Raw genomic sequence first — 20,732 nt, forward strand, 5'->3', positions numbered from 1 at the left:
CATTTACCCTTTCCGTTACATGAACTAGCTTTTAGAGCTATGGGTTGTCAGCACTTTTCTGGAAATGTATAAATAAAGTGTAGCACCTAAAGGAAGTGCTAAAACGGTAAGAAATTTGTTTGGTGATTCGTTAATAAAATTCCTGTTCTTACTTATTATGCTGCTAGATACATAGTGAATGGCTTGTCTATACTTAAAAACCATTCCAGCAAACGGAAGCTTCATCAATTCTTTTCGGTAAAATGCAAAACCTCTTGGATTATTCATGTATTGTTTTAACATATTGTTGGAAGATCCATCAGGCAGGTATTCTACAATGCATATCTCCTCATTCATGAGAAGTAGTTTAAAATGCTGATCCAGTAAATAATACTTGTAAGCTAACCCAACGTACCTTTCTCCTTCGAACAGGGGATAAGGAAATTTTTTGGTCAATTCACTGCGATACACTAACTTCTTATCTCCCTGAACACCATGCTTATTATAAAGGTCAAATAAGGTTGAACGTTTTAGATTCTTCGGTAATCGTGTCCCTATGATGTCTCCGTTTGTACAAGCATCTAACCCTATAATTCCGCTTACATCTTCATTTCCGTGTTCATTCCAAAAGGAAATGATTTTTTCAACCGCTTGCTCTGGCATCCAGTCATCTGAGTCGATACAGACATTTAATTCTGTAGTGATCAATTGGTAAGCAGTATTATGTGCTCCATGCATTCCTTGATTTTCTTGAAAGTGATAGTGAATGTCGATTAATCCCTCATTAATCCAATTGTTCACGACTTTATTTGTATTATCAGTAGAACCGTCGTCAATAATCAACCAAATAAAATCTTTGTTTGTCTGGCGTTTTAAGCTTTCATAACAGCTATCTAGACAATAGGCACGATCATACGTAGGAGTGAAGATAGTGAGTTTCTTCAACTATTTATCCCTCCTAGTTTCAGATAAGATTTCTCCGTAGTTACAGCCGTTTGACGAATGTTATACCCTTTTTGGCTTATCTTCTTTTCATTTGTTTTTCGCACTTGATGTTGCTTTCTCGTTTGTAACAGTGCTTTCACCCATATTTTTTTGTTGGTAATGGAAATCTTCTGCACTAGCCCCATCTCTAAGTCCACTTCATCCGTAATGTTTTCTGATATAAGGCATGGAATACCAGCACACTGCGCTTCAATTAAGGTAACTGGCAATCCTTCATGCAACGAAGGAAAAGCAAAAACATCAAATCCTTGCATCAGTAAATGAACATCTTCACGCACACCTAGTAAATGAACATTATTTACTAAATGCAAATCTTGAATTTTCTTTTCGATCGACGTTTGTAAGGTTCCCTCTCCTACTAATAAAAGTTGTGCCTGCGGAACGTATTGAACTAGATCGGCAAAAACCTCTAACAAAAACAAGTGATTTTTTTGTTGATTGAACCTCCCTACATGGCCAATGACAAAAGAATGATGATCTAAATGACAATCTTCTCTCATTTTTTTCCTATTTGGAACAGAAAATTCAAAGCGATCACATTCAATTCCATTCTTTAAAATCAATGATTGATTTGAACTTTTATCAAAAAGCCAGTTGGCAGCCGTTTCAGAACATGCATAAAATTGTGTAGCATATTTAAGAATGTGTTTTCCTGCATACCATTTATACGCTTTTGACAAAGGACCGCCTTCACTACTTGTATTATGACTATGTGCAATTCGCACCGGAATAGCTGCTCGAGCAGCTGCTCTTAGTACAAATCCACTCATTTTATCCATATGGGAATGCACAATTTTATAGTGTTGATGTTGTTTGAAAAATTGATCTAGATTTTTCAAATAAAGACGATGACCTACTTTCGTCACATAGGCAATGCGATGAATTTTCCCACCCATCGCTTTAATTTCTTCATCAAAAACACCTTCGTGACATGTTAAAAAGTCAAATTGCACCTTCGTGCGATCAATGTTGCGATATAAGTTCATTATTAGTGTTTCAGCACCACCTCGGTTCATGTTCACTACAACATGTAACACTCTTAATGGACCACCCATTTTGCATCCTCCGTTTCTGTCATGAAGGATTGATAGATCGCGCTTTTTTCAGCTAATACCTGATTCATGCTGTAGGTATTTACGATCGTTTGTCTCCCATTTTGACCAAGTTTTCGTCTTATATCTTCATTAGTAAAAAGCAGTTTGATTTTGCTGTTAAATGCATCTTGATCTTCGCCATTGACGAGCCAGCCATTTTTGTTATTTTGAATAAGTTCTCGATGGCCTCGATTATCTATTGCTACAACTGGAAGTCCGCAAGCCATAGCCTCCATAACATTGACCGGTAGCCCCTCACGAAAACTTGATGCGACTGCTATATCACACATTTGAACCAGCTGCCTTATATCATTTCGAAATCCCAAAAAATGAACATGATCACTGATCCCTAGCTCTAGCGCTAATTCCTTACACTGTTCCAGCAAAGCCCCCTCTCCTGCCAACAATAACTTCGCAGCTGGAATTTCAGCATTAAGGGAAGCAAAGGACTTGAGTAGAAAATGCTGATTTTTATTTCGATTAAATTCAGCTGCGTAAACTAATAAAAAGTCATTCGGATGATACCCAAATGACTTTTTCCGTTCATATTTTTGCTGCTCACTTAACGGTTTAAAATCAATTGTATCTACCCCTACTCCATGCACATGTTCGATCTTATCTACATTAAATTGCTTGAGAGAAAGTTGATAATCTTCTTGATTGATCGTAATTAAGCAATCCGTAAAACGAGACATGATTTTTTCCAAAGGGTAGTAAATAAACCAATTCTTCAAGGGAGCACCTTTGCAAAAATGGAAACCATGTGCGGTGTAAACTACCGTTGTTCCGCGCTTTCTTGCCTTTTTTGCTGCTAATCTTGCAAGCATTCCGCCTACCGGTGTATGGCAATGGATCAGGTCATAATGATGGTTATCCATGATCCATTTCAGCTTTTTGTATGCTTCAATGTTTCCCTTTGAAATTGGAGAACGCTGAATAGGAATGTTGTATTTATGATCGACATACGGCAATTTTAAGTCACCCTTTGCTGCGACATGCACTTCCCACCCTTGATCCTTAAACCACTTTAGATACGGTAGATGGAATGCTTTGAAATGGTAATCGACTGTTGCACCAAAAAGCACTTTTTTCGCCAAAAACAACCCTCCCATATTAAACACTCAGTTAGCTAATTCTTTATCGATGATCGTTGACAGATACTCTAATAAATCGTACCTTAATTCTTCTCGCTTTAACGCAAATTCAATGGTTGTTTGAATGAATCCCATTTTCTCCCCAACGTCGTAACGTTTCCCTTCAAAATCATAGGCATAAACTGCTTCATGATGGTTCAATTCAGCAATAGCGTCTGTCAATTGAATTTCACCACCTACACCCGGTTTTTGATTGCTTAATAAATCCATTATTTTTGGGCTCAAAATGTATCGACCAAGGATGGCAAGATTTGATGGTGCCTCGTGTTGATTTGGTTTCTCCACCACATTCTTTACGTTGTATAATCGATGATCTATGAAACTTCCATCCACAATTCCATACCTAGATACTACTTCTTCTTTAACCGCTTGTACCCCAATAATTGATGCATTGTAGCGATTGTATTGTTCTATTAATTGTTTTAAGCACGGCTTCTCTGCTTTCACAATATCATCACCTAAAAGTACGGCAAAAGGCTCATCTCCAATGAACTTATGCGCACACCAGATTGCGTGTCCTAGTCCCTTTGGTTCTTTCTGGCGAATATAATGGATATCTACCAATGTTGATGATTTTTTCACCTCATTTAATAAATCAAATTTTCCTTTATCAAATAAATTCTGTTCCAATTCAAACGAATGATCAAAATGATCTTCAATTGCTCGTTTTCCTTTACCCGTTACAATGATGATATCTTCAATTCCAGATTCTATTGCTTCTTCGACAATATATTGAATGGTCGGCTTATCTACAATGGGTAGCATTTCTTTCGGCATCGCTTTTGTAGCTAGAAGAAACCTAGTTCCCAATCCCGCCGCTGGAATGACCGCCTTTCTAACTTTCATATAGTTAATCTCCTTTTAACTTGATATTGGTAGCACTTTTTTCTGTTTCGATCGAGGATTACGATTTGCGAGTTCTAATAATGTATCTCTCAATGTTTCTCTGCTTAGCAATGAATACGTTGAGATGACTTCTTCAATGTCATCCATATAAAGTTCGGCTGTTTTCCCAATGTGAATTTTTGGAAAGACCTGCTCTTCTCTAACCTCCTCCTCTGTCAGCAGTTCCTCAAACAACTTTTCACCTGTGCGTATGCCGGTATATTCGATCTCAATGTCATCAAGTGAATTGCCGGATAATTTTATTAGATTCTTAGCTAAATCAACAATTCTGACGGGCTCTCCCATATCTAAAACAAATATTTCACCGCCCTGAGCTAATGCCCCTGCTTGTATGACCAGTTTTGATGCTTCAGGTATTGTCATAAAGTAACGAAGCATATCAGGGTGTGTGACCGTTACAGGCCCGCCCCTTTCAATTTGCTTTTTAAAATGTGGAATGACGCTTCCTCGGCTCCCTAATACATTCCCAAATCGAACGGCAACAAATTTTGTATTACTGACTTGATCGATCTGTTGAACAATCATTTCAGAAAGTTTTTTTGATGCACCCATGACACTTGTCGGGTTCACCGCCTTATCTGTCGACACCATCACAAATGTTTCTACCCCATTCGAACTCGCTGCTTGCGCTACATTTCTTGTACCGATCATATTATTTTTAACCGCTTCTTCTGGATTACGTTCCATTAATGGCACATGCTTATGAGCAGCAGCGTGATACACCACATCAGGGTGATAGTCATTCATGACTTTCATCATCTTTTTAGCGTCTTGCAAATCAGCAATTTCAGTAATGAAATCGATAGATGATCCTTTAAAGCGTTCTTTTAGTTCCATCTCAATTGTATAAATACTGTTTTCTCCATGACCTAGCAATATAAGCTGCTTAGGATTAAATCGTGAAATCTGACGAGAGATCTCAGAACCGATGGAACCTCCTGCTCCAGTGACCAAGATGACTTTGTTGGTAATCGTATCTGAAATTAAATCAATGTCCATCTCTACTGGATCTCTTCCTAGTAAATCTTCTACTTGAACATCTCTTACTTGATTTACAGATACCTTTCCGGTTACAAGGTCTTCAAGCATCGGAAGAATTTTCGTGTCAGCATCGGTTTTAACGCATTCATTGAAAATAATATTCAGTTCCTGCTTACTAAGAGATGGAATGGAAATTACAATATTTTCTATATTCAATTCTTCTACAACACGTACGATCTCTCCAACTCCACCTATAACCGGTATGCCCATAATATCGAGGTTATGCTTATTACGATTATCATCAATAAACGCTATGGGGATTAGATCACAATCTTTATTTTGAAGAAGCTGTCTTACCACCATTGTCCCTGCTGATCCAGCACCTACAATAAGTGTCTTTTTCCTATTCTGGTAACGATTGATCATCCGCTCTCGGTACATCCTCAAGACAAATCTGGAACCTCCGATAAATAGAAGATGCAGCAACCACGTAACTGCCAGCAGTCTAAAGAATACTTCTTGTAAAATGAGTTGCTGTACGATCAGGGTAGAAATGATGGAATAAGAAACCACTTTACAGACGATTAATAATTCTCCCACACTTGCATACTGCCATACCTTTTTATAAAGCTTAAACTTCAAAGAGAATAAAAGATAACTTGATAAAATAACAATTGAACTTAACAAAACGGGATAGTTTAGCACGTAAATATTTGCATTAACTAAAAACCCACTAATAAAGATCGCTGTTAATACAATCATTGAATCGATGACAATAAACAGTGAGAGCCTTTGCCTATAGGACATACACGTCCTCCCTTCTCAACTCTTAGCATTTAGTAAGTTTTTAACCTTGTCCTCCAAACAGAGGAATTAATATATTAAAGTGATTATGTGTGAGGTCTTACAAAAACCTCACACATAATCACTTTATAAAAGCAATGGGCATTTAACCCATCCTCACCCCATACCAACGACGACTCGCGTCTAAGGTCTATTTCAACCCACAGCATGATCGAGTGCCTCCATTGATAATAGTAAGGAGACATCACTCAGTATTAAATTTTATAAAGAATTTATAATTCTCAATAAAGAACAATTTGAGTAAAAAAATCTCGTCTATTTATCATTTATAATTGCACCAACAATTTGCGAATGAGCAAGATCTAGCACTCTAATGGCCTCTGAAGCTTTCTCTAATTCGGTTTTTGCATGCTTTAATAGCAATAACACACCGTCGCAATAATTTGCTAATACTCTCGTTTCTGTATATTCCAATACACTTGGCGAGTCGATCAAAACAATATCGTATTCATTTGCAGCGTTTTGTAATAATTCTTTCATTAAATCAGATCCTATTATTTCTCCTGGATTAAAAAATACTGAACCACTTGTTAAAACATCTAGTTTTCCAATCTCAGTGTGACAAATTGCTTCATTTATTGGAACCTTATGCTTTAAAATACTTGTGATTCCTTTATCATTCGGTAGTTTAAAAATGGTATGGAGTACTGGGCTTCTTAGATTTGCATCAATTAATAAAATTTTTTCTTTTTGCTGTGCCATGGACACCGCCAAATTTGCTATGGTAATCGACTTTCCCTCACCTGCGTCCGGAGAGGCAACCAGAAATGTTCTCTTATTACTGCCGGTTGTGATAAAACGAATATTCGTTCTGATCGTTCTAAACTGATCAGCAATGTAAGAGTCGGGATAAAGATAGGTCACTAGATTCCTTTTCTTTCTTTTTTTAGCCATCATTACTTGCCCTTTTTTGCGTAATATCAACGATTTCACTCCTTATATTTACATCTGAATTTTTTCTTTTTTGAACGAGCATTTTCTTTTTGTTAAGATTTGAAATTACACCGATAACTGGTATACCTAGAATTTCTTCAACCTCTTGTTCCTTATAGATCCTTCCATCAAACATTTCTAAGAAAAAGGCTAGTCCGACACCTGCGATTAAACCGAACCCAGCAAACATAATTATACTTTTGTTTTGAGTTTCGTTTATAGGAACAGGATTGACCGCAGCTACAGATAATAGCTGAACCTCTTCAAATTCCAATATTGAGCTAATTTCTCTTTTGAATGATTCAGCTGTCTCACTCGCGATCGCCGCTGCCAGCTCTGGATCTGTATCAGTTACCGATATACTAATCACCTGCGAGTCATCAATTCTAGTTACTACAATTTGACTTGCAAGTTCTTCAGGAGATTTCTCCAACTTTAATGCTTCAATGACTTTATTCATAATAATTGGGTCTTTGATCATAACCATCAGCGTTTTCATATATTCACTGTCAGTTGTAATAATGATTCGCTTATCACTTTCATATAGTGAAACATTATTTGTTTCACTAAAGTAATATCCAAGACCAGTAGTAATAAGGAAAATCAATCCGATTAACCACAATCTCTTTTTAATTACACTAAAATAATCATGTAGATTTATATCTCTTATCAAATGAGATTGAATTTTTCTGTTGCTGTTCTTCGCCACTACTATCACCTTCACTTTTAGAGATTTCACTTGACCGAAAAACCTTTATAAAGAACATTATTCATAAAAGGAGCAACTATGATCACTAAAAATTTAGGGTGTTATATTATCCATAAGTATATTTCTTTATAAAGAACAAGTCAACCATTACATGAGTGGTAATAGGATTAAGTTTGAAAAAACCTTCTATATCATTATATTATGTTCTTTTTAAAGAATTTATTATGATGGTAGTCAATTGTTTAATTATCTTAATGTGTATGTCGAAAGTTCAATATAGAGAACAAAACAGAGCCGTATCACCCTTCTTATTTTGCTGTCAATCATGAGTTTTAAGGGATGAATATACAAATGTACGGTTAGCTGTGGTAGTCGGGTCGAACAATAGACATCGATATTAGGAGATGCTAGATAAATGATTCACTAAAAGTAACTCCTGCCTCCGATAGTTATAGGTAGTGAATATGAAGAAATTAGAAACCTAGACCCATTTTGAAAGAGTACATTAAATTCATCGGTATACTACTGAACCTCTGCATACGCTTTTTTTAAATTGATTGAAGGTTCATGCACTGTTTATATCGAATAGTAAATATATGATTCCGTGTGAAAAGGGTGAAAAGTGTATGAGTGTAGATGAAAAATCATCCATACGAAGCATTTTAGAAAGGTTGTCGGTTGAGGGTGTCAAAACGGCTGATGTCGCTAAAGCAATCCCAGGAATAAGTGAAAAACCATTTAGAAACGCATTAAAGGCTGCAGGGTACGAGTTTAGTAATCAAACACCAAAAGGATGGCACTTTGTAGGAGAGGGTGAAAATCCACTAGATAAGAGCATTTTTGATTATGTGAAACGGAGTTCATCACCAAAGAAGCAGAGTTCACCCAAAGTTCATAGACATGTCACATCAAGTAATAAGGAGTTCACTGAAGATAATGTGAAATTCACACCGAATTCAACAGATGTTCATGAGCAGTTCACACAAGCTGAAGTGAAGGTGATTAAGGAAATGCTTAAATCTTGGCAAGAGGTTGCCCCAACGTTACAAGCTAATGAGCAAACTCTTTATGAACGCATTAAACAGTTACCACAAGGAAATAAGACAAGAAAGACCATCGTTATTGATCGAGCGATCGGTGAACGTTTAGATGAGTTCTGCAAAGCTGAGAGGGTCAATAAATCTGATGTTCTTCACCTAGCATTAAAGGACTTTCTGGAGAAGTTTTAACAACAGACATTTAACAAGGAGCAAACTCGGATTATAACTATGTCATCTATGTTTTTAAAAAACCTCGTGCATCTTTTTTAGATGCACGAGGTTTTTTAATGATAGTGAGAATCTATCTTTTAAAGATTACGGACAGCTTGTTCAATATTGATCGCATGTGTAATCGCAGAGATGACAGCAATCCCTTCCGCACCTGCTTTAAGAACGGACGCAGCATTTTGTTGATCAATTCCCCCAATGCCGACAATAGGAAGGGTTGGATAGTTTTTTTTAATCGTTGTAATCCATTCAATGCCAACCGCTCGTTTCGCATCTACTTTAGTCAAAGTTGGAAAAACAGGACCTGCTCCAAGATAGTCCACTTGATGAATCGGACTTCTCTCAAGTTCTCGTATCGTTGATACAGATAACCCAATTATTTTATCGGGATGCTTGCGGCGCACGTCATCTACATGATGATCGTCTTGACCAACATGAATACCGTCTACTTCCAATGATTCCACTAATTCTATGTCATCATTGATAAAGAAAGGAACATCATGTTTTTTGCATATCCTTCTCAGTCTCCAGCCAAGCTCTTCTTTGGCTTGACCAACCAAAGCACCTTGTCCTTTTTCACGATATTGGAAAGCTGTGATACCTCCTGCGATTGCTTGTTTAAGTGTTTCTTCAGGCTCATGTACACAATTTTGACTTCCCATTACAAGATACCTTCTGAGCATGTTTTTAACATCAAGATTCATTGATGATCCCCCTTTACTATCGCCACATCATACGATAATACGTCAATAAACCTTGGACTAAACGTTCCCGATCCCTTTACTTCGGGTAATGCTACAGTATACTCCGCCGCTAAGCCGTAAAATTCAACAGCTGTCTGAGCACTTTCCATTAATGAATCGTTCGAAGCAAAGCAGGCGGTCAGTATTGAGCCTAATAGACAGCCTGCTCCTGTTACATTCGCCAACATTGCGCTACCGGTTTTATTTTCAATGGTTATCTCTCCATCGCTGATCACGTCAACCTCACCCGTAACTACCGCAATCGTTTGATAGCGATTCGCTACTTTTCGAGCAATTTCTCCTACATTCCCTCGTCCAATTGAATCGACGCCTTTTATTTCCCAGGCAATACCAACAAGATGAGCTAGCTCACCAGCATTCCCTTTAATCGCTGTTGGTTTTACTTCTGTCAAAATTCTTCGAACAACTTCGTTACGAAAAGAGGTTGCAGACACTCCTACGGGATCTAATACAACGGGAATTCCTTTTTGATTTGCTGCTTTCCCTGCTTGGATCATGGCAGGAATCTCCTGTTCGATGATGGTACCAATATTGAGCAGTACACCATCCGACATCCTTGCCATTTCGGTAGCTTCCTTCTCTTCTTTTGCCATTATCGGTGTACCACCGAATGATAGCAGTCCATTTGCTGTAAAATTCATTACGACTTGATTAGTTAAATGATGAATTAACGGTCTCTTCTTTCGTACTTCATTAATAAGCATAGCGTTCATAATTTATTTCCTTCTCTCGTGCTACCTAGTGATTATTTGATCCGTTACCTTCCCCTAAAGAAAAAGAATGTCAAATACCAAGAGTGACAAACTTTAACGCTCGTTCATCTGCGTTAGATAAAGAATCACCTTGACTTAAATATGAGAAACCGCCCCTTCTAATAGGTACATCCTTTGTCATGCGTATTCTTTCTTTCGGTTCTCTCAGTTGATATTGCCTCTTTATCTAGTGAAATTTTTTTAATCTGCTTGCCCCTGCACCCTCGATAGGATCAACCCCCACGGTTCGTGCAAACGATAGACTATTCACTTGCAGTTACTACCTCTTTTTTTCCTACCCATTCTTCACATGTAAATGCCATTTCCCAAAATGACCATTCTAATTGGCAGCTTTTACGAAAAGCGTTTTTTATTCCCATTTGTTCTTGTGGTGAAGATTCTTCAGCAAGCTGATCTAATCGATTGCGCATAGTATGTACAACTGTTTCTACTCGTTCATCTGCGTAAAAACTGATCCATGGATAAAAAGGATGATCGACAGTTGGTTTATATGTCTTCACTAGTTCCTGTCCAATTTCAAGATACGTCCACGGGCAAGGAAGCAATACCGCAAGAATTTCTCCCAAACTCCCTTGTTGGGCGTGATACATCATATGCTTAATATAGTGGTCAGCAGTTGGCGGCAGAGGGTAACCTTGCAGTTCCTCGTAAGATACGCCGATCTGCTCGCAAAAATTATTGTGTGGATGAACCTCACTATTTAATACAAAGTTGATCTTTTCAGTGAAATAAGCAATATCCTCACGTGTTGTCGATTTTGAAATCGCAATTCCATAGACTTTCATAAAAGCATTTAAATATTCAAAATCTGCTTTTACATAATGGATGAGTGCTTCTTTTGGGACCTTACCTTTACCAATTCCTTGTACGAAGTTGTGGTCAAAGATGGATTGAAATACATCCTCATTTTCTTTACGCAATGCCGATGTGAATGTCATATTATTGCCTCCTCTTTTTTTAGGAAGCTACTAGGACAATGGAAGAAGTAGATGGATTGAGGTAGGTTTAAATTGATGTCCACGACTACTTCCCTACGCTGGTATCATCCAGGTCAGGTTCCAAGGGTATCTTCTCAGCTTTTTTAAGCACCCCTAGTAGTTTTCCGGTTACTGGTTCACTTTCACCACTAATTGATCTTGCTTTACTCTAGATAGAACAAACCATCCAAGTACAGCGCCTGTCACGCTGCTCACCAGAAACGGTGGTACAAAAAACCATGCTGCAAATGTCGTTCCCATTACAACTTTTGCAAAAGGCACTGCAAACCACGCGCCGATGAAACCCGTACCAATGATTTCTCCTGCCACCGCCCAAGCTTTGCGCCTAAATTTTCTATAAAGCAGTCCAGCAAGTAACGCACCGATCATCCCACCTGGAAATGCGAGAAGTGTACCGAGTCCAAGTAGATTGCGTACCAATCCAATTAAGAAAGCAATAATTAAAGCTGGAATAGGCCCAAGCATGATCGCTGCAATCACGTTTACTGCATGTTGTACTGGATACGCTTTTGCTATTCCCGCTGGAAACCAAATAAACTGAGCTCCGACTACGCCAACCGCAACAAAGAGTGCCATCGTGGTCAATAAATGTGTTCTATTAATCAGCCGCCCCCTCCCTTCTTTATAAATACAAAAAAGCCAGTTCCATTGTAGGACCTGACTTGGTAAGGGTAGAGTTAATAGACGCAGTACGTCCGACTACTTCCCTACGCTGGTATTAACCAGATCAGGTCCATAAGAGTCGGTAAGTTTTGACGCGCTTTCCTCTCAGCCCACGCAATTTGGGCACCCCTAGTAGTTTAAAAAGTATGAAATTGATCTAGCAGGATTCATCATAACAAATGAATTGGAATCTTACAATTAAAAGTAATACTCACTTGGTAAAGTGAACTAGGGATCAACAAAATTGATAGAATTATCCGCTAAAGTTTTAGTTTAGTTTCCAGCAATCGATCTAGAATAAGAACTAATCGCCTTATCACTATCTAACTAAGCATTACTGTAGCCCCGAAAGAAAAAACTGGCTTTTAAGTTTTTTCTTTCAGGGGTGTATGATATCTTAGCTTGTGGAACATGTTCAGTATCCCAAAATAATAAGTAGGAGTGGGAAGGTATGTTTGTAAGTATTAAAGATTCAAGGTGATTCAATTCTATTAAAATGGGTTTTATCAAAGACGATCTATACGATACAAAGAAATACAGTATCAAGGAGATCACGGAGAAAACAGGTGAGTCAAAGGCTCATTGTATAAGGAATTAAAGAACAAATAACAGGTAAAATCAATACGGTAGTGTCATTTATATTCTCACATTTCTTTTATTGCTAGGTGATTACTCCTATAGATAACGCTTCCATTATAGGGTTTTTTATCTATACACATTAGCGCTTACTTATGATAAATTAGATTAGTAGCGTAAACTGTTTTCTAATCTATTCAAAGTACATTATGTAATGCAACCCATTGCAGAAAGCACGGAAAGTCCAAAATCCATATGAGTAGTGGATAACCCTAAAGAATCTAGTCCATTCTTTAGGGTTTTTACTGTATTAGATAAAAAATATCATTCGACAAAACCGTCAATTGATCTTGTTGAGATATTGAGCGGAGCAAACGTGGCATTCAGTTCGATTACTATCAACTGTAATAGCAAAATGATATCCCCCTGAACCCCATGGTAATTTATTTAAATAAGTGATGAAGCAATCGGTCTTTGTCGTCAAAGAATTGTTTCATGACCGTATAATGGTCTGTTTCCTCAAGCATTAGTTCATTCATGCCCTCGTTGGATAATTGAATAATTGTAGAATCTGGATGAGCCATAAGAACCGGGGAATGTGTTGCAATAATAAACTGTGATCCTTCTTGAACCAATTCATTGATACGGCCAAGCATCGATACTTGCCTTAGGGGAGATAGTGCTGCTTCCGGTTCATCCAATATGTATAATCCATGTCCGCGAAAACGATGAAGAAATGCTGCAAAAAATGATTCACCGTGTGACTGTTTATGAAGCGAAATTCCACCGAATCCATCAATGATTTTCGCTCCTCCCACAGAGTCTTGATCCATTTCTTCTATGTTTGTAGCAAGGTTATAGTATGTTTCCGCTCGAAAAAAGAAACAATCTTTTGGCCTTTGTACACCTCTTGCAACTCGTAGGTACTCATCCAAAGAAGAATGGGAGTCATAGCTTGAAAAATTGAAATTCTTTGATCCACCCTCGGCATTAAACCCTAATGCAACAGCAATCGCCTCAAGCAACGTTGATTTCCCCATCCCATTCTCACCAATGATGTAGGTGATATTTGGATGGAACAATAGATTATCCAACGATTGGATGGCAGGGAGATTGAGTGGGAAATGATTGAAAGATTTAATTTGGTCTCTTTTTAGTCTAACTGATTTAATATATTGGTTTTCTGAACGCAATTTTGCCATCTTCGCACCTCCTCTTACTTTCCTTTATATTTTTATATTAAATCTTTTCCACCGAATTAACTATCTTCAAGAGAACTAAACCTATTCATTAGGTATAAACGAATAGGTTTAATATATAGGAAAAATACTTATTTGCGTTAACATCAGCTTATTTATTGAAAAAAATCAGCCTCCTCAAAGTTTGAGAAAACTGATTTCATTTACTTAAATATACTGATCAAAAAATGCTAACACTTTACGATAAACGTTGATCTCATTCTCTTTTTTGGAGAACCCATGTCCTTCGTCTTCAAGCACAAGGTAATCGACCTCTCGCCCTTTGTCCTTTAACGCTTGAACGATTTGATCGGATTCTGCCTGAACAACTCGTGGATCCTTCGCACCTTGGATGACAAGCATCGGTTTTGTCATCGTATCAAGGTATTCAATCGGTGAGTCCTCTGTCAGCTTTCCTTTATCTTCAACAGGATCGCCCACCCACTGCTTCATCACTGGCTTCCAATGTTCAGGAACCGATTCAATAAAGCTAAACAGATTACAAGGCCCGAAAATATCGACCACCGCTTTAAAATATTCAGGATGTCTGCCGTGCAGAAGCAGTGCCATATAACCACCGTAGCTTCCACCCATCAGCAATATTTTTTCACGATCGGCATAGCCTTGCTGAATCAAATACTCTAGCCCTTCAATGTTATCAAGCCTTGGCCCATGCCCCCAGTCGCCTTCCACCATTTTTGTAAAAGCTAGACCGTATCCCGTTGAACCACGGAAGTTTGGTGCAAAGATACTGTAGCCGCGGTGAACGAGGAACTGAAACAAAGAGCGGAACGTTGCACGCTCAGCATATTGCGGTCCACCGTGTGGCCATAAAATGACATGGCCGTTACTATTCTCTTCTTTCGCCTTGAATAATTGTGCTTCAATGGCTAGCCCATCAAAAGACGGATAAGAAAAGACTTCTGGTTCTACTAAATCTTCTTCTTTTACACCCGGTACACCGTAATTTGTCAGCGCATTCCATAAGCCTTCTTTTCGTTGGAAAAGGTTCGCCGGTCGAGTAGCTGAACTTGCCAAAATATAAAGGTTTCCCGATTCAGCAATCGTTACCCCTTCAATGACACTTGCTGGTAACTCTACATTTTCAATCGATTCATCCTCTAGATGAACCTGGTATAAGTTATCACTAACTCCTTGCTGGCTTGCGAGGTAAAGTGATTTGGTTATTTTGTCATATTGAACATCGATGAAGTCTTCATTTTCAACCTCAATCACTTTTTTAAATTCACTTTTCTCTAAATCAAATTTAGCTAAATACGAGTAGTCTGATTCATAATTTGTAACAAAATAAATTTCGTTGTCAGACACAAATACAGCACTTGAAACAGTATGATGTTTATCCGTTTCAGGCGTTAGCAATACATCATTATTTCCAACTTTCGCATAAGCTAATGTGTATGTATTTGCAAAATGCTTAAGGTAAATGAAATTCTTTTCATTCGGGCTTTTCGTAACCAAGTATGTTGCAGCGCCCTCACCATGAATGATGACTTCTTCCTCACCAGTCGTCACATCATAACAATATGATTTTAAATACGTTTGATCATCTTTGTTGGATGTATAATACAAGCGATTACCGTCATCCGAAAGCTGAGCGACCATATGACGTGAATCTTCCTTTAGACGAATTGGCTTTAAATCCCCGCCTTGAGGTGGCAACGCATAAATTTGACCATTCTCATCACCATCTTTATCCATGATAGAAATGATAAAGTTGCCGTTCTTATCATATTTGAGCTCTGAACAGCTTTGATTATGAAAGCTTAGTGGATAAGGAAACGTATTCGGCAAATCCATCGCCCATAAATTATATTTCCCATTTAAATTTGTACTAAAAACAAGCTGTGATTCGTCTGGACTTACGGCAAATGATTGAATTCCAAACGTTTGGAAAAAGTTTTCTACATCAGGCTGGTTAAATGAAATCATATTCGTTGAAACCCCCTACTATAATTCAATCTACTGACGTACTTCTCCAATATATGGTGAAAACCCTGCTGAAATGTAAAATTTTTTCTATAAAAGGTGTGTTTTATAGTTCATAGGTCAATGAGTTGCGGATAAAACAAGCATTGGCTTCGATAAAAAAAGGAGGAAACGCGTATATTTCACCAAACTTCGATATCCCATTTACCTCACCATTATTTTAATGAAAGTACCGATTCATTGAAATTTATGACCCAGCAGTGTATAACTAAAGAGTAAAATAAAATATCGTTCCATCTTCAGGGCAGGGTGCAATTCCCGACCGGCGGTAAAACTTTGTTTGAGCCCGCGAGCGAATAGATTTCTATTTGCTGACTCCGTGCGAACCGGAGGCCGACAGTTACAGTCTGGATGGGAGAAGATGGAGGCATTGCGACGAGGGTTCTTTTCTGTGGAATAATACCCTCTTTTTAAAGCTGCCTTCTCCCCTTCTGAACGCGTCAGAGGGGTTTATTTGTGGGCTAAAAATATGGTTATTCCAATATGAGCCACGTCAATGTGCCAAAAACTTCAATGAGTGGAACGAAGGAATAGGAGATTACTCGTATGAAAAACACTCAAATGTTAGTGAAGTTATCGATGTTTAGTGCAATTGGATTTATTTTAATGCTACTCAATTTTCCACTACCGTTTTTACCCGAATATTTGAAAATTGATTTTAGCGACATACCAGCTTTACTGGCTGCACTTTTGTTTTCACCAATGGCAGGGGTCATCGTTGAAGCGTTGAAAAACATTTTGTACTACCTTTTTCGTAGTAGCGGCGTACCAATCGGCGAATTATCTAATTTTATCGCTGGGTGTGCATTTATTCTTCCAACCGCATTCATTTACCATAAAAGAAATACGAAAAAGGCGTTGGCAGCTGGACTTGTGTCAGGCACAATCATTATGGCGCTTTTGCTAGCTGTTTTAAATTACTTTTTAATTCTTCCAGCCTACGCGTGGTTTTTCGGCATGGACTTTATGTTAGATCCAACTGTCAAATGGTACACCACAATCGGTGCGATTCTACCATTTAATTTAATCAAAGGGGTTATTATTACCGCTTTGTTTATCCCGTTATTTATAAAATTACGACCTTGGATACTACACAACCAAGTTCAAACAGACTAAATACAATAGGGTGCCAGCAACTTCTCTACTTATTTGAGAGGTAGCTGGCACCCTTAAATGATATACTGAAAAAAAGCAGAAGGAACAGGAGGATTTATGATGAAAAAAGACTTAATTAAACGGTTAACTACATATGCAAAAATGGAAACACAATCAGACCCAAACGTTTCGACGACACCATCCACTAAAAGTCAGTGGGAGCTTGCACGACATCTTGTAAATGAACTAAAGGATATTGGTATGCAAGAAGTAACAATTGATGACCATGCTTATGTAATGGCTACTTTACCTTCAAATACCAATAAAGACATTCCAACAATTGGTTTTCTAGCCCACGTTGACACAGCAACAGACTTTACTGGCAAAAACGTTAATCCTCAAATCGTAGAAAACTATGACGGCAATGACATCGTGTTAAACGAAGCGCTGAATATTGTCCTGACACCAAAAGAATTTCCAGAGCTAGCAAACTATAAAGGGCATACACTCATGACTACAGATGGCACTACATTGCTTGGTGCTGATAACAAAGCTGGAATCACTGAAATCATGACTGCGATGCATTATTTAGTGCAAAATCCTGCTATCAAACATGGTCGCATACGTGTGGCATTTACACCGGATGAAGAAATTGGACGCGGTCCTCACAAGTTTGATGTGAAAGCATTTGATGCTAAGTACGCCTACACCATCGATGGTGGACCACTTGGCGAGCTTCAATACGAAAGTTTTAACGCAGCAAGCGCAAAAGTTGTCGTCAAAGGGACCAACGTTCACCCTGGAACCGCAAAAAACAAAATGGTTAATTCGTTAAAAACCAGCATAGAATTAAATGGATTATTACCACTTGACGAAGCACCAGAGTTTACGTCAGGCTACGAAGGGTTTTTCCATTTAATGAAAATGGAAGGCGATGTTGAGGAAACAACAATGGAATACATCATTCGAGACCACGATCGTGAAAAATTTGAAGCACGTAAAAAACTTTTACAGCGTATTGTTAAAGAAGTTAACGCTAAACGCGGAAAAGGTACGGCGACGCTCCAAATGGAAGATCAATACTACAACATGCGTGAAAAAATTGAACCCGAACACCAAATTGTTGATTACGCTGAAAAAGCAATGAACAACCTTGACATAAAAGCGATTATTGAACCCATTCGCGGCGGAACGGACGGCTCACAGCTATCTTACATGGGACTGCCAACACCCAATGTCTTTACTGGCGGTGAAAACTTCCACGGCAAATTTGAATACATCTCCGTTGAAAATATGGAAAAAGCAACACAAACCATTATTGAAATTGTGAAATTGTTTGAAGCTGAAGGAAAATAAGGTTCATTAGACAAAAGGAGCCGATTTATGGGCTCCTTTCACCTAACTTGATTTGCTTTTTTACGCTCCTTTATGACTTCGATCAATGGGACAAAATCAAGTAGTAGTCTATCAATCCGTTATAAATTTTAAAGGCTCATTTCTTATTATTTTGATACAATAAAGTATAAACTCTAAATAATTCCTACGTAAAAATTCCAAGGTGGTGACTAGATGAACATGCGTAAACTTGATCTTGTTCTTAGTGTTGTTTTGCTTTTGAATTCTATCCGCATTTTCTACATAATTGCAACGTCTGCCGACCCAAAACCAGTTGATTATATGGTTTTATTCCTCTCTACAGTTGGTGCGGTTATACTTTTTACGAATAGCCGATACCGTAAAAATAAAGAGGAATCTACCGACAATAAATAGCAGATTAAACAGTATTTTATTTTAATCATTATACAAATAAAGGTTTTTTGTTAAAATAAAAAGACACCTATACCCAATAGATGTCTTTTTATTTATTTTATTTATTCATCCGATCTAAGAAACCACCAAGCAAATCATCGATGTTTTCTACTTTATCTTCAACTTCATCTTCGCTAGCATCGCTATGATCTCTTTTAGATTTAGCCATATCCCAATCAAAATTCATTAGGTCGTCATCATTGCTTGTTACAGCAACTTCACTTTCCTCTTCATCTACTGAACCTTCTTCATCATTTTTAGCATATGACCGTTTAACATCTTCTTGAAGGTACAAGGCCTCATCAATATCTAAAGCAGTACTATTCATAGACGCTAATATAGATGTTGCTCGCACAGGATCTGCTAAAAGTTGATAAATGATGTTCCCAAGGAGTGCTTCGGAGTGTGAATGGCGAATCCAACTACGTTGTTCTTTGCTTAATGGCTTAGGCAAAGGGACCGAAACGATTTCTCTCTCTTTTGATTGAGAGTGACTACCCACACCTTCTAACACAAACTCAGCGATTTTACTTGAAAAATTTCTGCGCTCTATCTCCTTAAGTTTCTGCAGTTCTCGAATTATGTGATCCGGGGTATTAGCTGGGATGCGAAATGTTATCGCTTGCCCTCTTTTAATACCACTATTAGACATTTCACTCATAAATAGGCCCTGTTATTTTCCGACTGCTGTTTTCTCTTTTGGTTTCTGAGCAGTCTCTTTATTATTTTTCCTAGAAAAATCAGATATTAGTTTATAGTAAGCATTTGCCATCATCCAAATACTTTCTTTTTCATTTTCAAAGAAATCGATATTATAGCCATCCAAATTATTATTTAACGTTTTTAGATACTCTTTTAAGACCATTGCTCCACCACCAACGAAATAGCAAATCTCAGTTTGAGAGTTTTTCTGCCATACGTTACGTAGATGACGATATTCTTTTTTAGCTAGATCAAGAAGGATACGGTCAGTAATGTCATGTACACTTGTACGACTACCTTTGACCATGATATGGTTGCGATCTTTTTTCTTTGTAATGATGTCCACAACGTCACGACGAGTATCTAGCTCAACACCATGCTTTGTGCGTATTTCTTCTCTGATAGCCTCTAATGACTCAGAAACACCTAGATTGAAGCCTTGCGCCTTATCATCATCAACATTGCGGTTACGAATGACAGCGATATCAGTTGACAGGCCACCAATATCTTGAATCAAAATTTGTTTATCAATCAAGTCACGGTTAATAATGTTCCCTTCATTATCCATTACTAGGTTAATAAAAGCGGCAAATCCTTCAGGATACACTTTCACTTCATCAAATTTGATGTTTACTTTTTGACCTTGGTATTTAGGTGTCACTAGGAATTCCACTTGATGCACAGATCCTAGAAGCTGTGAACGGAAGCCTACATCTTTGCCTTCCTTAACTTCACGCAAAGGTAATCCAGTTCCTAGGGTGTAATTTGCGTCTAGGACGTTATTGTTCTTTTTAAATTGATTTGAATTTTCACCTCTCACTGCATCAAGAGCAAGCGTTGCAAACAACATGACAAGTGATTGATCTTCTTCTGATTTACTGCTACCTGGATCTAACTCTGTAGCGTTGTCACTTTTCGTAGCCAGATTTCCCACACGATAAATCACATTGTTCTCTTGAAGGGCAGGGGAGTGCACTCGAATATGAATGCCATCTAATGGATTTTTTTCGTTTAAATCTTCTATTCCTATAACAGGTCGGTCTTCACGGTCTCTAGCGATTACATTGGGAATGTTTAGTTCAAAGTCAGCCTTACCAAACAATGCTTTAACGGCATCATTTCCAACATCAATTGCTGCAATTCTTGAATTGCTCATCCAATCATTCCTCTCAAGTATGTATTTCACAAAGGTATTTCATTTACCACTAAATATA

The 20,732-nt window shown here is 38.0% G+C and carries 19 protein-coding genes and 3 riboswitches; of the genes, 4 read left to right on the top strand and 15 right to left on the bottom strand.

The features are described 5' to 3' along the window. Nucleotides 1-24: 24 nt before the first annotated feature. The 7 genes from AB1471_RS04585 to AB1471_RS04615 form a co-directional block, all read right to left on the bottom strand. Nucleotides 25-924, bottom strand: coding sequence for a glycosyltransferase family 2 protein (locus AB1471_RS04585; RefSeq protein ID WP_367778418.1), 900 nt, complete (start codon nt 922-924; stop codon nt 25-27). Next, nucleotides 921-2,039, bottom strand: coding sequence for a glycosyltransferase family 1 protein (locus tag AB1471_RS04590; protein ID WP_367778419.1), 1,119 nt, complete (start codon nt 2,037-2,039; stop codon nt 921-923). The genes AB1471_RS04585 and AB1471_RS04590 overlap by 4 nt, the downstream gene beginning before the upstream one ends. After that, a complete protein-coding gene (locus tag AB1471_RS04595; RefSeq protein WP_367778421.1) occupies nt 2,024-3,175 on the bottom strand; it encodes a glycosyltransferase family 4 protein in 1,152 nt (383 codons plus the stop codon). Before AB1471_RS04595 ends, AB1471_RS04590 begins: the two co-directional genes overlap by 16 nt. Before the next feature lie 24 nt (nt 3,176-3,199). After that, complete coding sequence (galU, locus tag AB1471_RS04600) at nt 3,200-4,078, bottom strand: UTP--glucose-1-phosphate uridylyltransferase GalU (RefSeq protein WP_367778422.1); 879 nt, start codon at nt 4,076-4,078, stop codon at nt 3,200-3,202. A 15-nt stretch (nt 4,079-4,093) separates the two neighbouring features. Beyond that, nucleotides 4,094-5,926: a polysaccharide biosynthesis protein gene (locus tag AB1471_RS04605; RefSeq protein WP_367778423.1), complete on the bottom strand. Its 1,833-nt coding sequence runs from the start codon at nt 5,924-5,926 to the stop codon at nt 4,094-4,096. A gap of 312 nt (nt 5,927-6,238) precedes the next feature. Then, nucleotides 6,239-6,916, bottom strand: coding sequence for a CpsD/CapB family tyrosine-protein kinase (locus tag AB1471_RS04610; RefSeq protein WP_437342330.1), 678 nt, complete (start codon nt 6,914-6,916; stop codon nt 6,239-6,241). After that, nucleotides 6,870-7,625, bottom strand: coding sequence for a YveK family protein (locus AB1471_RS04615; protein ID WP_367778425.1), 756 nt, complete (start codon nt 7,623-7,625; stop codon nt 6,870-6,872). Before AB1471_RS04615 ends, AB1471_RS04610 begins: the two co-directional genes overlap by 47 nt. 626 nt (nt 7,626-8,251) lie before the next feature. On the opposite strand from AB1471_RS04615, the gene AB1471_RS04620 reads away from it, so the two are divergent. Next, a complete protein-coding gene (locus AB1471_RS04620) occupies nt 8,252-8,854 on the top strand; it encodes a hypothetical protein (protein WP_367778426.1) in 603 nt (200 codons plus the stop codon). Between the two features lie 119 nt (nt 8,855-8,973). Here the strand turns inward: AB1471_RS04620 and thiE are convergent, their stop codons facing one another. From thiE to AB1471_RS04650, 6 genes are all read right to left on the bottom strand, one after another. Then, nucleotides 8,974-9,597: a thiamine phosphate synthase gene (thiE, locus tag AB1471_RS04625; RefSeq protein ID WP_367778427.1), complete on the bottom strand. Its 624-nt coding sequence runs from the start codon at nt 9,595-9,597 to the stop codon at nt 8,974-8,976. Beyond that, nucleotides 9,594-10,370, bottom strand: a complete 777-nt coding sequence (gene thiM, locus AB1471_RS04630; protein WP_367778429.1) for a hydroxyethylthiazole kinase — start codon at nt 10,368-10,370, stop codon at nt 9,594-9,596. The genes thiE and thiM overlap by 4 nt, the downstream gene beginning before the upstream one ends. A gap of 302 nt (nt 10,371-10,672) precedes the next feature. Then, nucleotides 10,673-11,368: a thiaminase II gene (tenA, locus tag AB1471_RS04635; RefSeq protein ID WP_367778431.1), complete on the bottom strand. Its 696-nt coding sequence runs from the start codon at nt 11,366-11,368 to the stop codon at nt 10,673-10,675. 73 nt (nt 11,369-11,441) lie between these two features. Beyond that, a riboswitch (TPP riboswitch) is annotated at nt 11,442-11,533 on the bottom strand. A 3-nt stretch (nt 11,534-11,536) separates the two neighbouring features. Beyond that, entirely contained in the window at nt 11,537-12,031 is a 495-nt protein-coding gene (thiW, locus tag AB1471_RS04640) for an energy coupling factor transporter S component ThiW (RefSeq protein ID WP_367778677.1), read from the bottom strand. An 84-nt stretch (nt 12,032-12,115) separates the two neighbouring features. After that, a riboswitch (TPP riboswitch) is annotated at nt 12,116-12,232 on the bottom strand. An 878-nt stretch (nt 12,233-13,110) separates the two neighbouring features. Next, complete coding sequence (locus AB1471_RS04645; protein ID WP_367778432.1) at nt 13,111-13,869, bottom strand: AAA family ATPase; 759 nt, start codon at nt 13,867-13,869, stop codon at nt 13,111-13,113. A 204-nt stretch (nt 13,870-14,073) separates the two neighbouring features. Next, complete coding sequence (locus AB1471_RS04650; protein WP_367778434.1) at nt 14,074-15,855, bottom strand: S9 family peptidase; 1,782 nt, start codon at nt 15,853-15,855, stop codon at nt 14,074-14,076. A gap of 288 nt (nt 15,856-16,143) precedes the next feature. Beyond that, a riboswitch (FMN riboswitch) is annotated at nt 16,144-16,279 on the top strand. Nucleotides 16,280-16,458: 179 nt separating this feature from the next. On the opposite strand from AB1471_RS04650, the gene AB1471_RS04655 reads away from it, so the two are divergent. The 3 genes from AB1471_RS04655 (at nt 16,459) to AB1471_RS04665 (ending at nt 18,777) form a co-directional block, all read left to right on the top strand. Beyond that, nucleotides 16,459-17,028, top strand: coding sequence for an ECF transporter S component (locus tag AB1471_RS04655; protein WP_367778435.1), 570 nt, complete (start codon nt 16,459-16,461; stop codon nt 17,026-17,028). Between the two features lie 99 nt (nt 17,029-17,127). After that, nucleotides 17,128-18,363: a peptidase T gene (gene pepT / locus AB1471_RS04660; protein ID WP_367778436.1), complete on the top strand. Its 1,236-nt coding sequence runs from the start codon at nt 17,128-17,130 to the stop codon at nt 18,361-18,363. A gap of 213 nt (nt 18,364-18,576) precedes the next feature. Further along, nucleotides 18,577-18,777, top strand: coding sequence for a hypothetical protein (locus tag AB1471_RS04665; protein WP_367778438.1), 201 nt, complete (start codon nt 18,577-18,579; stop codon nt 18,775-18,777). A gap of 97 nt (nt 18,778-18,874) precedes the next feature. On the opposite strand, the gene AB1471_RS04670 is transcribed toward AB1471_RS04665, so the two are convergent. Then, nucleotides 18,875-19,477: a hypothetical protein gene (locus AB1471_RS04670; protein ID WP_367778439.1), complete on the bottom strand. Its 603-nt coding sequence runs from the start codon at nt 19,475-19,477 to the stop codon at nt 18,875-18,877. Nucleotides 19,478-19,489: 12 nt separating this feature from the next. After that, complete coding sequence (locus tag AB1471_RS04675) at nt 19,490-20,674, bottom strand: Alp7A family actin-like protein (RefSeq protein WP_367778440.1); 1,185 nt, start codon at nt 20,672-20,674, stop codon at nt 19,490-19,492. Between the last annotated feature and the right edge of the window lie 58 nt (nt 20,675-20,732).

It is taken from the genome of Jeotgalibacillus marinus (assembly GCF_040801915.1).
Lineage (GTDB): Bacteria > Bacillota > Bacilli > Bacillales > Jeotgalibacillaceae > Jeotgalibacillus > Jeotgalibacillus marinus.

Coding starts and splice junctions, on each gene's coding strand:
- AB1471_RS04590 (WP_367778419.1), bottom strand. CDS start 2,039: ATGGGTGGTCCATTAAGAGTGTTACATGTTGTAGTGAACATGAACCGA.
- galU (WP_367778422.1), bottom strand. CDS start 4,078: ATGAAAGTTAGAAAGGCGGTCATTCCAGCGGCGGGATTGGGAACTAGG.
- AB1471_RS04605 (WP_367778423.1), bottom strand. CDS start 5,926: ATGTCCTATAGGCAAAGGCTCTCACTGTTTATTGTCATCGATTCAATG.
- AB1471_RS04620 (WP_367778426.1), top strand. CDS start 8,252: ATGAGTGTAGATGAAAAATCATCCATACGAAGCATTTTAGAAAGGTTG.
- thiE (WP_367778427.1), bottom strand. CDS start 9,597: ATGAATCTTGATGTTAAAAACATGCTCAGAAGGTATCTTGTAATGGGA.
- thiM (WP_367778429.1), bottom strand. CDS start 10,370: ATGAACGCTATGCTTATTAATGAAGTACGAAAGAAGAGACCGTTAATT.
- tenA (WP_367778431.1), bottom strand. CDS start 11,368: ATGACATTCACATCGGCATTGCGTAAAGAAAATGAGGATGTATTTCAA.
- AB1471_RS04645 (WP_367778432.1), bottom strand. CDS start 13,869: ATGGCAAAATTGCGTTCAGAAAACCAATATATTAAATCAGTTAGACTA.
- AB1471_RS04650 (WP_367778434.1), bottom strand. CDS start 15,855: ATGATTTCATTTAACCAGCCTGATGTAGAAAACTTTTTCCAAACGTTT.
- AB1471_RS04655 (WP_367778435.1), top strand. CDS start 16,459: ATGAAAAACACTCAAATGTTAGTGAAGTTATCGATGTTTAGTGCAATT.
- pepT (WP_367778436.1), top strand. CDS start 17,128: ATGAAAAAAGACTTAATTAAACGGTTAACTACATATGCAAAAATGGAA.
- AB1471_RS04665 (WP_367778438.1), top strand. CDS start 18,577: ATGAACATGCGTAAACTTGATCTTGTTCTTAGTGTTGTTTTGCTTTTG.
- AB1471_RS04670 (WP_367778439.1), bottom strand. CDS start 19,477: ATGAGTGAAATGTCTAATAGTGGTATTAAAAGAGGGCAAGCGATAACA.
- AB1471_RS04675 (WP_367778440.1), bottom strand. CDS start 20,674: ATGAGCAATTCAAGAATTGCAGCAATTGATGTTGGAAATGATGCCGTT.